Below are 13,387 nucleotides of genomic sequence, written 5' to 3' on the forward strand. Positions count from 1 at the left end.
CTTGAAATGTTCCAGCCGAAAACAACACCCTCTTTCTTTGAAACTGGATTTATAATATTACCTTAACACAAAGGTATATTGACATTTTTAACTATTATTTTAATTAGATAGTATTAATTTCTTAAATAACTATATAGCTTGAGTATCCCAATAGCTCTTGCTCATCCACACTCGTCTTCCCTAGCGCACTTTATCCTTTTGAATAAGCTTATAATAGATGCGTGCAGGCTCTGATTCTCCAGTGGATAAAATGTATTCTGCCAAAGGTGCGCACAGCTTTTGGAGATAAAAGGAGTACAACAGCTCGGCCGTGTCAAAATGAATTTTCAACACTTGCTTCATCAAGCCTTCGAATTTGGAGTAATCCAGTTCTTCCGGGGTAATATCAAACGGGTATTCAGGAAAGGTTTTTTTCTGAATTTCAACAAACTGCTCCCTAAGCTTCGGTTGATTACCTGAACGGGCAGCCGAGAAATTCATCATAAAAAAAGATACAAAATCTGTCTCACGATCACTTAACTCATAGTACTCACACCAACGCATGAATATCAGCGGTTTTACCATATATAAATCTCCTTTAACAAAAGTTCAGATTTATCATGAATCTTACAAAAATCTAGCAGGTTCCATCTTATGTAATATATAGGTTAAGCCCCATTTTAAAATATGATTCCTTAAATGAATTTTGCTTTTTAACATATCCCCTTCTTATATATCCATAAAAGTGCACAACAAAAAAAGACCGTTTCAGCATCTCAATGACGCTGACCAAGTCTTCTCATAATCATCCGTATATTCACATTCGTATTTATTCTAATCCTCTACATAGCTGCAAAGTTACAGGCTGCAAGTGAACACATAAGCGGGCGGGACATTGCAGTTTACCTTTTTAATCTGAATGTCAGCAAAAAAGGTGCGGAAAAAATTGTGTTTGACCTTGCTGTACTGGAACGTAATAAATTTGCCTTCCTGGCCCAAAACCTCAGCCGTTTGTCCCAAAATAAGGCTGGATAATGCAGCGGGCAAGCTGGTGAAAGGGAGCCCTGACACGACATAATCCACCTTTGGGACCTCATACTGTCGTATATACTGAGCTACATGCTCAGCTGATCCGTGAATAATGTGTACCTTCTCCAAGTGTCCGTACTTGCTTTGTAGCGTTTTGTAAAACGATTCATTAGCTTCAATTACTAAAAGTAGCGTTTCTGGACGCTTGTTCAAAATAAGCTCTTGCGTAAACACACCGGTCCCAGCACCATATTCAATAATGCACGATGCTTTGTCAAAGTAAATCGGTGTGGCAATTTGTTTGGCCAACTGTCTTGAGCTGGGTATAACAGCGCCTACGCTGCGTGGATGCCTGATGTACTCTCGAATAAAGTGGATCGCGTTCATCTTTTCCTCTCCCTGCTTGAAACACATGATAGGCATTCGGTTCATCAACGCTTCTTATTACATATTCATTGTATACCGATCAGAATATTGATTTCAAGCAGGCTACTGTCGGCATATAAAAAGAGCGTAGTCTTATTCGACTCTAATCAAATAATGACTACCCTCTTGTTGTAACATCTATTTGTCCATGGTATCCAAATGTGCCTTCTCTGCCTGCGATGCCTGTCCAGCTTTACGTTGGCGTGCGCCTATGTGCATGGCAACAATCCGGTAGATGGAGGCTGGCTGTATGGATACGGCCCAGCTCGCGTCTGCATCAGGTGCAAGCACAACCCCTAGCTGGTGATGATCGCCATCGTACATGCCTCGCTGCACAAACTTGCTCTCGCCCTGCAGATTGCGTACCTCCAGCTTACAAAAAGCAGAGTTGATCCGCAAGGCCTGGTGTAACTCGGCACGGGTATTCACAACAATCCCATTCACGCGGTAAATGGCCTCGCCCGGCAGTATGCCCATGGCTGTCGCCGGACTGTCTGGCAGCACAGCGAGAACACGCATCCCTTGCTCTGGATGGACAAACATCGGGCTAAGACGACTTTCCTCTATATTACCATACCAGATCAGCGCCTCATGAGCCAGAAAGGAGAATAACGCTGCTAACAATATCAGCGGACTCCACCATGCAGCCAGCAAGCTCAGCAGAAGTAAAGCCACACTGTACAGGAGCAAACGGTTCGAAGTAAGTACCGCCTTCTGTCGTGGTAGCTGGCCTAGCGTCACGCTGCTGAAGCCCATCAGGACTGGCAAGGCTGCCAGCATATACCCGGTTCCGGCATCGCCGCCGAACAAAGGTGTCCAGGGAAGCGTAAATCCTCCCTGAGTCGGTACCAGCAACAACAACGGAATGGGCCAGAGGTCTTCCATTCGATAGCCGCCAACTAATCTTCCGCGTTTGCCCTCGACAAACAGTGGAGTGGCCGCCTTCCCCCCTTGCCAGCGAACCAACAGCGCCTCAGCCACATGCAGCACGGCGACCAACACCAACAGTGCTGGAATATCCAATCCACGGATAGCTGCTACTGATGTTCCGAGCGCTCCCCCAGGTTGCCAGCCACTGGCCACATTTAGGAAAAATTGAACCACACCTAGCAGACCTACCGAATAAGCGAGACACAGGTAACGGACGCGTACCAGCATGAGCAGTAATGTTGCTACCCACAGGCACACGATGGAAGCCGGGTTCAGATGCACGCTGACGAACATTCCGAGAGCGGATAGCGCCATTCCAGCAAGCAAACCACTCCATACGACACGCCAGGTCTCTGAAGCCCAGCTATGCATTTTGGTATGAAATAGCTTGCGCTCCAGCAGCATTTGCCGACGATAACCAAGTGCTACAATGAGTATTGAGATATAATAAAACGGCTGCAAAAGCAGGTACAAGCAAGCATTTAAGACGCTCCATCCCCATTGTAATGCCCATTCCAAGTCCATTCACACTCCTTATGCCCCTGGCCCGCTGTATAGCGGATCACGTACATTTCATATCCATTTATTCTATATGAAATTGCCAACGTAGGGAAGACAAACCGACAGACTGCAAATAAATCCCAATATAAAAGGAGGCTGTTTCCAGCCCCCTTGTTGTAGCCTCACTATTATTTCGCTACGCTTGTCTTCATTTCCTTCCGAATCTCTTCAATCCCCTGCTTGAGTTGATTATCATTTTTCGGATCACGAATTTTCTCAATCAGCTTGGCTTCCATCGCTGCTGCTGTCTTCGCATCAATGATGCCGCTAGCCGTCAGCTTCGCTTGTTTTTGAAAAGCAATAACAGAGCTTTCAGTTACTTCGTCAAAATAGCCATCCTCGCGACCTGGTTTGTAACCCAAGCCTTGTAGAATGATTTGTGCATTTTTCACATCACTGCTATTCATATTGTATTTCAGGGACTTTTCTTTATTCAGCGGTGCTGCTGTGAAGTATTCAGGCTGTTCGACCGCGATATTCGGCTTAATCCCTTTTTTATGAATCCACGTTCCATTTGGCGTTAACCATTTGGCAATCGTGATTTTAAGCAGGCTACCGTCACCCATTTGCTTGTCATAGCTGGTTTGTACAGTACCTTTACCAAAGGAATTTTCCCCGATCAACACGGCACCTGCGGATTGCTGGAGAGCACCTGCCAGAATTTCGGACGCACTTGCGCTACCTTTATTCATTAGCAAAGTCACAGGGTAATTTTTGCGTGAACCTTTGGATTTCTCTTCTTCACGCTTCTGATTCTTGTCTTCCACTTGTACAATCGTTTTACCAGAAGGTACAAATTGCTGTGCAATATCAATGACCACGGAAAGCACGCCGCCCGGGTTATTACGCACGTCAATGACGAGCCCTTTAAGCCCTTGTTTTTCGAGCTTCGCTAACTCTTCCTTGAAACGTTCTGCTGTATTCAAGGAGAACTGGGTGATCGTGATGACGCCTACACCGTCGCTTTCCATATGAGCCGTTACAGTTTCCATATCAATGTTGTCACGGGTAATCGTGTATTCGAGCGGATCAGGAGAGCCACTGCGCTGAATTTTGACTTTCGCCTGACTGCCTTTAGGTCCACGGATTTTGGAAACGGCCTTGTTTAGATCCAATCCGTCCAGTGTTTCACCATTAACAGACAAAATAATATCCTTAGAGCGTAACCCTGCCTTTTCAGCCGGGGAGCCTTTAATTGGCGTGACTACAACTACTTTCCCGTTTTCCGCTGCTACTTCAGCTCCGATCCCGGTAAAAGAACCTTCTATGGATTGCTCGAATTGTTGTGCAGTTTCTTTACCCATATAAGAGGAATACGGGTCGCCGAGCGACTCCATCATACCATTGATGGCGCCATCCACTAGCTTGGTACGATCCACATCCTGATAATATTGTCCCTGAATCAAGTCCATCGCCGTCTCAATTTTGCGGATATCACTTCTGGAGGTAGAACTGCTACCTGTCACACTCGCCAGCAGTCCTTCGCCCAGAGCGCTGTTCCCTACTGTAGTCGTTCCAGTATAGGCAAAAGTGAGCAGACTGCCGCCAAGCAGCCCGATCACCATCAAGAGTACCGCTGTACTTTTTTTCAACATCTAATCGTCCACCGCCTTCTCATTATCTTGTATCCTATTGCCTTACAACGCATGTCCATTCACGCAGTATACGTTTAGCTTGTACGGAATATGTTAATTGTATCCTACTCCGTGTCTCAATGCACATGTTCCTCATCGGGTAACAAGCTATGAAAGCAAAGCCCTATCTACAACCGTAATGGCTACAAATAGGGCTTACCTTATCTACTATAAATAGTTCATTGGATTTACAGGTTTGTTATTCTCGCGCACCTCAAAATGACAGTGAGGTCCTGTGGAATTGCCCGTCGAACCAACTTCCGCAATTTTTTGACCGCGCTTCACAGTCTGCCCGGTATGAACCACCGTACCGCCATTGCGAATGTGTCCGTATAGGGTCCATAGCCCGTCTCCATGGTCAATCACAACCGTATTTCCATAGCCACTCCACCATTCGGCAACAATGACAACACCATCTTCGGCTGCATGAATATCGGTTCCCTGAGGAGCCGCCATATCAACACCTGTGTGGCCTTTAAGCTTGCCAGTAATCGGATGTACCCGCATGCCAAAAGTAGATGAAAGTCGGTAATGGGATACAGGCGAAGCCAATGTGCCCGTTCCGCCTGTATACGTGCTGGCTGCCGCATGGCTGGAATTCGAGGCGGCACCTGAGGATGAAGATGCATATCGTTTGGCTTCAGCCGCACGTGCAGCCGCTCTAGCGCGTGCTGCTTTGGCAGCCTGCTCCGCTCTAAGCTTGTTCTTCTCCTGCACCAGACCCACACGTTTGTTAGCGAGTGCTACCAGCATGTCATTTTGCTCTTCGCTGATTTCATCTGACTCAGCTATATCATGATCGTAATTGGAAATCAGTCTTTGCTTCTCTTTTTCCTTCGAATTCAGTTCTGCTTTGGCGTCCTGCTTGAGCGCATACAGCTTCTTGGCATTTTTATATTCCGTGTCCAGCTGTTTCTTCTTGCTTACGACCAATGCCTTGTCCTTTTTATGCTCGTCCAACAGGATTTGATCCTGCTCCACGATCGTTTTCAGGGAATCTACTCGGCTGAGAAAGTCACTAAAACTGGACGAAGACATAAGCACGTCCATATATGAGACGGTTCCATCCGTATACATCAAGCGCACACGGGTTTCCAGCATTTTTTCCCGTGACTGGATACGATCAATGGCCTCGGCTAAATCTTTTTTAGTCGCACGCAGATTATCTTCCGTTTGATCAATCTGAACCGCAACACGAGTCAGCTGATCACTGACGCTGTTAATCTGAGCAAGCACAATTTTCAGGTTTTGCACGGTTTTATTTTTGTAATGTTGGGCATACTGTTTATCTTGAGCAGCCTTTTCCTGTTGTTGCTTGGCAGATTGGGCCTGCTTTTCCAATTTGTTCAGCTGCGAATTGATTTCACTCATGCTTTTGGCATATCCGTCAGAAGGCTGGATTAGCAATGCGGCTACCAAGGTAGCGGCCAACACAGATCCTGTTTTTTTCAACTTGCACTCCCCATCCTTTATCGCAAAATAACACCGGGCTTCCCCGTACTAATTGATATCGACCACGACGTCCAACCCGCGCTTCTTATACTTTTAAGAACTTGCGCATGGACAGGGTACTGCCAACAATTCCGACCAGCATCCCCAAAATAATCAGCAATGCACTCAACTGAATCCAAATGCCTTCAAGTGGCATAAGCTTCAACATATTCAGAGCTATATCACCCTGTACGGCTGTGAGCAAACGCTGATAGCCAGTAAATAAAATACCTACGGTAATCAAGGAACCAATGAGACCGATAAGCGCACCTTCGATAAAAAACGGCCAGCGTATAAAAAAGTTGGTCGCACCGACCAGCTTCATAATGCCAATCTCTCTGCGTCGTGCCAATATGGTCACTCGAATCGTATTCGAGATAAGGAACATGGACATGATCGCCAGTCCGGCGACGAATATAAAGCCTACATTACGAATAAGCTTCGTAATCGTAAAGAGTGTCTCTACGGTGCCTTTTCCATAACGAACCTTTAAAATCGGCTTCTCTGGATGCAACGTATTCAGCTTCTCAATCTTTTCGGCCACAAATGGAACCGTTGTTGGTTCAATAACTTCTACTACAATTTTGTCCGGTAACGGATTGCTGTCCTTATCAAAACCCTCCAGCAGCTCCTTGCCGCTGTCTCCCAGATCTTTGCGCAGCTCCTCCAAACCCTGAGCTTTAGTCACAAAGGTCGTTTTGCTGATTTCCGGCATCGCCGCAATTTCCTTTTGCAGTGTTTCGCGCATGTTCTGCTCTACATTTAGCTCCAGAAATACGTTAACCTCCACCTGACTATCTGCCTGATCAGCCAGGGAATTGACGTTGAGCACCAGCATGATAAATACGCCCAATATAAGTAATGACACAATAATCGAGGTGACGGATGCCACGGACATCCAGCCATTGCGGAATATGTTTTTGAAACCTTCCCGCACATGACGTAAGAAGGTATTAAAAGTCATATCCGTACTCCCCTCTTACCTGATCCCTTACGATGTTGCCATTTTCAATGGCAATTACACGTTTACGCATGGAGTTCACGATGTCCTTATTGTGGGTCGCCATTACAATAGTCGTGCCTCGAAAATTAATTTCGTCCAGCAACTGCATGATCTCCCACGATGTTTCGGGGTCCAGATTTCCCGTAGGTTCATCGGCAATGATCACGGAAGGATTGTTTACGATGGCCCGTGCAATCGCTACACGCTGTTGCTCCCCACCGGAAAGCTGGGCAGGCTCACGATTCATTTTTGTTTTCAAGCCAACCAGTTCAAGCACTTCGGGTACCCGTTTGCGAATCAGCTTCTTGGGAGCTTCAATAACTTCCATAGCAAAAGCCACATTCTCATAAGCCGTCAAACGCGGCAAAAGCCGGAAATCCTGAAAAATGACTCCGATGTTACGACGAACGTAGGGAATTTTACGCTGCTTGAGCTTCCCGATATTAAAACCATTGACTGAAATTTGCCCCTTGGTAGGTACTTCTTCTCTATAAATAAGCTTCATAAAAGTCGATTTCCCCGCTCCAGACGGGCCGACTACGTATACAAATTCATTACGGTCAATTCTAACCGATACTCCTTGAAGTGCGTGGGTTCCGTTAGTATAGGTCTTCCACACATCCTGCATTTCAATCACTCGATCACTTCCCGCTGCTTAATCATATTACGCATAACCTAATATCCATTCGACATATTCCATGCATTTCCTTTAAAAACTTCTCTATTTCATCATACCGTTTATCATTGTAACAAATTTGTTACCTAAATAGTACCGAAAGTTTTCTGCTTTCGGCACATATATATGAATATTATGGCACACGAATCGCTATCAAGCTTATCAGACAGGAGACATCTGCACTATGAAAAAAATTCATTTATCTGTCATTTGGATATGGTCTGGTGTTCTGGCGCTGGCCATGTTGTGGGGAGGACTTCATCTGTACGCCGACAGACAAACACTGCCGGAGGGAGTGAGAGTCGGAGGAGTCAACGTAGGAAGCATGGATAAAACAACCGCTCTCCAGCTGGTGGATAAAAAACTGGCTGCATTAAAGCAGCGCCCACTGCTTCTGACGGACAGTGACAGCAGTGCACAGGATATAAAACTTACACTCGGGGAAGCAGGAATTCATTATAAAGCGGAGGCATTTCGGAATGCCGTGAAGGCACTCAGCTCGGAGCATCTATGGACTCGTGTGCAGACACGTTTTAGCTTCGAGAAGGAATGGTCTATCACATCTTTCCGACAGGAGGAGATATTAAGGGCCCAATTCGGAGCCGATTGGGAGGAGCAACGATATGGCATGCCTATCAATGCTGTGCGACAGATTGACGGGAATGATCAGGTTCGTTATATTCCGGGGCGCTCTGCCCGACGCCTAGATTGGCCCAGATTGGACGCCGCACTAGATAAGGCGCTGCCCAAGGATTTTACCGATTCGGAAGAGCCCGTACGAGTGGAATTACCTTTCCGTCAGCTGGAACCGAAAATTTCGGTGGACAGTCTACGGAACGAAGGGATTGAGCGTAAAATCGTACAGTTCTCCACCAGTCTCGGCAGTAGCTCGGAAGGACGCGTGTATAACGTTAATTCAGCGGCAAGCACCGTTGATGGTCTAATTCTTAAGCCAGGTGACATATTCGACTACGGTCAATTGATTGCCAAGGCTGAGCGCACTCATGGCTTTCGTGAAGCTCCAGTGATCGTCAACGGTCAGTTGGAGTCCGGCATAGGCGGCGGGATTTGTCAGGTATCCAGCACGGTATATAATGCAGCGCTGCGAGTCGGTTTGGACATTGTTGAGCGCCGCAACCATTCTTTGCCAGTCAGCTACCTACCCAAAGGTCAGGATGCGACTTTTGCTACAGGGTCCATTAATTTTCGTTTTAGAAACAATACAGGCAAACATTTACTACTTCGTGCGGCTGTCCAAAACCGAACGCTTACTGTTAAATTTTTTGGTACATTTCCGTCCAATGTTTCGTATGAACTGGAATCCCATACGGTTCGCGTACTTCCCATACCGGAGAAGAGACTCCGTAATGACTCACTTTCCCCCGGCTTCTATCAAGTACTTCGGCAGGGCAAGGAAGGGTATGTGGTAGAAACATTCCGGGTAAAAAAGGTAGACGGAAAAACTGTAGATCGCACCCGAATCAGCCGCGATACGTACCGAGCGCAGCAACGCATTATAGCTAGTTATGGCGGTGGCACATCGTCTGAGCCACAAACACGTGAACCCGAGAAGTCTATTGTCGAGGACGGTATAAGCGAATAAACGAAAAATCCCCCTTCCACTGTCGGCTGGACTTGTTCCAGACAGAGTGAAAGGGGGATTTTAGCTATAAATTACTCGCTGCGTTTACCCAAAACAGAAATTTCTACAGGCTCACTTTCGTTACCGTCTGCATCTTCAGCTTTGATTACCAGCCTAACCGTTGCTTTTTGAGTAAGCACACTGATACTAAATGTGCCATCATCTTTGGCTACTGCACTACCGATAGGCAGTTCGTTGGAATAGGCGGTTACTGTGGAACCTGCTTTAGCTGTCCCCGTAATTGTACCTTCTCCATCATACACATTGTTGACTTTCAGTACTCCCGTAGTTGCAACTGTGTCTGTAGTGCTATCTGTAGTCGTATCCGTAGTTGTGTCGGTATCTGTGTTGGTATCTATTGTTGTAGAGTTGTCCGTAGTCGTGCTATCTGTGCTGGTACTTGTGCTGCTATCTCCTGTTTCGCTGCCAGAAGTAGTTGACGTGTTACCATAAGTGGAATCTGTCACGTTGCTGTATGTGGAGTCCGTCACCGTTCCACCAGGAGTCGTCGTCAGATTATCGACAGAGCTCAGGTTGTAACCGGAAGCAGCGTCCAGAATAGCAATCGCCTCTGCACGAGTCAGCGACTTCAGTGGCTGGAATTTACCATCCGGATAACCGTTGATGATTTTTTGCTCCGCAGCTGCCGCTACACTTTTCTTCGCCCAAGATCCAATTTTGTCGGAGTCAATGAATTTAGTAACATCTGCTGCGTTACCCGCAGTCAGTCCAATAGCTTTGCCTACGATAGCCGCAGCCTCTTGACGTGTTACCTTACCATTTGGTTTAAGCTTGTTATCTGCATAGCCGCTTATGTAACCTGCATTCACGGCACTTGTCAGCTCGTTGTATGCCCAGTGAGAAGCTGGAACATCTGTGAACGTTCTGCTTCCATTACCGTTTACTTTCACACCACCCGCATATGTTACGTCTGTCACTGCTGGAGTTTCCTGTGTGAACGTTCCCAAGCTGCGATTCAAAAGAACAATAAATTCGGCACGTGTGATCGCCGCATCTGGTTTTACCGCGCCGTCCAATTGTCCTGTGGCTGACCAGCGTTGCACCTGATCTCCTGCCCAATGTCCACTTGTAGTTTGAGGAGCAGCTGCCGCTGCGCTGAATGCGCTAAGAATAAGACCTGTACTCAATACACCTGTAACTGTGTTTCTTAACTTTTTTCCCATGCTATAAATTCCTCCTCTGATTGGATTCATCATTCTTTTTTAAACACTTTACCAGAAATCAAACCCAAATAACCCCCAAATTAAAAAAATCGTCCCATATAACCATACCCCCACCTAATGTAGGATAAATAAGAAGCGGGACTTAATACCTAGTTATTCACTTGGATATGTATATTTAGACAGGCTAAGGTATACTGAATGAATAATCGGTCATATGCTGGAACACCGCAATGAGGTCACAAAACCCTAGGAAAAGAGGTCTTCTTATGGCTCTTATTCAATGTCAGTTTTATTCGGAAGTTCTAGGTCTGAGCACATCCATGAATGTTATTCTTCCTCAGGCAACCCGTTCGCAAATCGGACTAGAGGGCAAGCAAGGAACCGGGCCACATCCGACGCTATATTTGCTGCATGGCCTGTCGGACGATGATTCAACCTGGTTGCGTCGAACCTCCATTGAACGCTATGTCGCCTCATTGGGCCTAGCTGTCGTCATGCCCCAGGTACATCGGAGTTTCTATACGAATATGGAGCAAGGAGCGGCTTATTGGACCTTTATCAGTGAAGAATTGCCGTCTTTGGCACGTTCATTCTTTCCTCTGTCCGACAAGCGTGAAGACAATTTTGTAGCCGGGCTTTCTATGGGTGGATATGGTGCTTTCAAACTGGCACTACAGCATCCAGAGCGTTTTGCAGCCGCTGCGAGCCTTTCGGGAGTCATGGATTTACACGCATCACGCACCGATCCTATGCAAAATGCGATGAGTCCAGCGGAATGGCTTAACATTTTTGGTCCAGATGAAATACGTGGAACGGATCACGACTTGCTGGAACTGTTACAACGTCATGCTGCCTTGGGGACCTCGCTTCCCCGGCTTTACCAATGCTGCGGCACGGAGGATTTCCTCTATAAGGGAAATCGGGCTTTCCGTGAAACATGTAATACTACCGGAGTTCCGCTGACCTACGAAGAAGGTCCTGGGGCTCATGAATGGGGATACTGGGACGCGAAAATTCAGGATGTACTGGCGTGGCTACCACTCAAAGAGCACTAAACAGGTTAAAAAAATCCCCGCAACTTCCCTCATCGCACCATGGCGAAGGGATAGGCTCGGGGATTTTTTTGCACATTACGGATTTGTCGTGGTCTCCGTCGATGGAGATTCTTTAGTTAGTGACTTGGGTAGCACCTTGTACAAGCGCCACTCACCGTTAAACTCACGTTCAAGCTGGACCCATGGAGCGCCTTTTTCATATAAATTCGGATATACCATATTGATTTTACTCAGTGGCATGCCTGACATGATCTTAGGTACAAGGATATAATCCACATGGTTATCCTGCGGATAACTTAATGCCTTATTGAACGAATAATCACTGGTGATCAGGAAGCGTTTGGGATATTGGCTGTAGACAATCATGGTGTAGGCTGAAGCCGAATCGGTCATAATGGTAGACTTCGGCAGATGCTCATCCAACCAGACGGCAATCTTACGATCTGACTCCTGTCTCACATAGTTCACATTACCCGTTCGTGTGAGAAAGCTGTTCTCATCCGGTGCAATATCCGGGCGAGTCAACGCATAGGAAAGTAATCCAGCGGTAAGCAGCAGACTGACGGATACCAGGCCAAAGGCTGCCCTCCGCCATCGTCCTTGAAGCTGGCTCAGCTCATAGGGTAACCAAGCTACAGTAATTGGGAACACGTACATAAAATAACGAAACCACCCATACGAAGATTGCTTCATCATGAGTAAAAACTGCAACCCCGGCACTGACAGGAACAGCAGCAAAATAATCAGCGTTCCCCATCGGAACAAGCGTCCACTCAACAGACGAATGAACAGAATAGCAAACAACGGTACCGAATACCAGAGTGTTTTGGAAGCAATAAATTTCAAGGCCACCAGCGGATTGGAGAAAATCTCTACAAACTTATCATCATTCAGCAGCTCTGCCGATTGGGCTGTGTTCGAATACTCCGAATTCAGGAAGTAAAAAGCATTCCCCATAATGAGATAGTTGAAGAAAATCCACAACAGCCCAGAAAAGACCACGGGGAGCAGAAGCAGTAACCAAGTTGCCTCGACCTTGTGCAGTTTTTCTCGCAAGGCCAGCTCACGTCTGCCCATGTTTCGATGTAGAAACAGGATCGCCAATACCACTCCACCCGCCATTGCCACGCCCAGAGGAACCGCTTCATAGCGAGTCCAGAACGCCATGGCAAGCGCTAATCCAGAAACAATCAGGCTTGCCGTCATGCGATCCTTGAGCCACAATGCAAACTCAATCACCGTCATCATAATGAAATATATGTATAGCGAATCGCTCAGCCCATTGGCACCAAACAGTAAAATAAACGGATTCAGTGCATACAGCAGTGCCAGCATGATGCTCATCCCTGAGCTAAGCCCTGTTCTGACCCCCGCCCGATACAGCAACATAGCGGTCAAAGCGGCAAAGGTAGCACTAAGAATGACAGCAGCCAATCCATAGGTGGCTAATGCCGGAAAGATTGGATACAGCAGTAGAATCACCATTTCCAGAAGACTAGGTAGTGGATTCCAGATAAATCCGATTGCGCCCAGATGCGGGTCACGGCTGTACAACACATAAAATGCATTAGCTACGCGACTGAGCGCGTCTGTGTGCATATATCCCAGAACATAGCTGAAATAGATGCCCGCAGACAACTCCAATGCAAGTATAAATACAAACAGACCTATAGCCATCCATCTGCTTGCAGACCATTTGCGAAAGGACATTCCTCTCGTTCCCCCTCAAACTTCTTGCGGTGATACAGCTGTAGCCCACTCACACCCTACAGCTGTA

11 protein-coding genes are annotated in these 13,387 nt (G+C 46.7%); 2 read left to right on the forward strand and 9 right to left on the reverse strand.

All coding sequences use genetic code 11. The annotated features are described in order from the left end of the window. Window positions 1-180 precede the first annotated feature (180 nt). The 7 genes from NLX73_RS10320 to ftsE form a co-directional block, all read right to left on the reverse strand. Window positions 181-564 (reverse strand): hypothetical protein, encoded by a 384-nt coding sequence (locus tag NLX73_RS10320; protein ID WP_023990615.1) that lies wholly within the window; start codon window positions 562-564, stop codon window positions 181-183. Window positions 565-837: 273 nt separating this feature from the next. Next, entirely contained in the window at window positions 838-1,395 is a 558-nt protein-coding gene (locus NLX73_RS10325) for a class I SAM-dependent methyltransferase (RefSeq protein ID WP_061829955.1), read from the reverse strand. A 177-nt stretch (window positions 1,396-1,572) separates the two neighbouring features. After that, complete coding sequence (locus NLX73_RS10330; RefSeq protein WP_254326093.1) at window positions 1,573-2,889, reverse strand: PDZ domain-containing protein; 1,317 nt, start codon at window positions 2,887-2,889, stop codon at window positions 1,573-1,575. Between the two features lie 164 nt (window positions 2,890-3,053). Further along, entirely contained in the window at window positions 3,054-4,520 is a 1,467-nt protein-coding gene (locus NLX73_RS10335) for a S41 family peptidase (RefSeq protein WP_254326094.1), read from the reverse strand. Window positions 4,521-4,727: 207 nt separating this feature from the next. Continuing rightward, window positions 4,728-6,011, reverse strand: a complete 1,284-nt coding sequence (locus tag NLX73_RS10340) for a M23 family metallopeptidase (RefSeq protein WP_134902712.1) — start codon at window positions 6,009-6,011, stop codon at window positions 4,728-4,730. An 85-nt stretch (window positions 6,012-6,096) separates the two neighbouring features. Then, window positions 6,097-7,014 carry a permease-like cell division protein FtsX gene (gene ftsX / locus NLX73_RS10345; RefSeq protein ID WP_013312238.1) on the reverse strand — a complete coding sequence of 306 codons (918 nt, stop codon included), beginning with the start codon at window positions 7,012-7,014 and terminating at the stop codon, window positions 6,097-6,099. Then, window positions 7,004-7,690 (reverse strand): cell division ATP-binding protein FtsE, encoded by a 687-nt coding sequence (gene ftsE / locus NLX73_RS10350; RefSeq protein ID WP_023990620.1) that lies wholly within the window; start codon window positions 7,688-7,690, stop codon window positions 7,004-7,006. Before ftsE ends, ftsX begins: the two co-directional genes overlap by 11 nt. A 223-nt stretch (window positions 7,691-7,913) precedes the next feature. Between ftsE and NLX73_RS10355 the strand changes: the two genes are divergently transcribed. Next, window positions 7,914-9,332, forward strand: a complete 1,419-nt coding sequence (locus tag NLX73_RS10355; RefSeq protein ID WP_254326095.1) for a VanW family protein — start codon at window positions 7,914-7,916, stop codon at window positions 9,330-9,332. Between the two features lie 71 nt (window positions 9,333-9,403). On the opposite strand, the gene NLX73_RS10360 is transcribed toward NLX73_RS10355, so the two are convergent. Further along, window positions 9,404-10,555, reverse strand: coding sequence for an S-layer homology domain-containing protein (locus NLX73_RS10360; protein WP_254326096.1), 1,152 nt, complete (start codon window positions 10,553-10,555; stop codon window positions 9,404-9,406). 266 nt (window positions 10,556-10,821) lie between these two features. Between NLX73_RS10360 and NLX73_RS10365 the strand changes: the two genes are divergently transcribed. Continuing rightward, entirely contained in the window at window positions 10,822-11,610 is a 789-nt protein-coding gene (locus NLX73_RS10365; protein WP_254326097.1) for an alpha/beta hydrolase, read from the forward strand. Between the two features lie 75 nt (window positions 11,611-11,685). Here NLX73_RS10365 and NLX73_RS10370 read toward each other — a convergent pair whose 3' ends face one another. After that, a complete protein-coding gene (locus NLX73_RS10370; RefSeq protein WP_254326098.1) occupies window positions 11,686-13,320 on the reverse strand; it encodes a glycosyltransferase family protein in 1,635 nt (544 codons plus the stop codon). Window positions 13,321-13,387 lie beyond the last annotated feature (67 nt).

The sequence above is a fragment of the Paenibacillus sp. CH40 genome, from assembly GCF_024213605.1.
GTDB classification, from domain to species: Bacteria; Bacillota; Bacilli; order Paenibacillales; family Paenibacillaceae; genus Paenibacillus; species Paenibacillus polymyxa_B.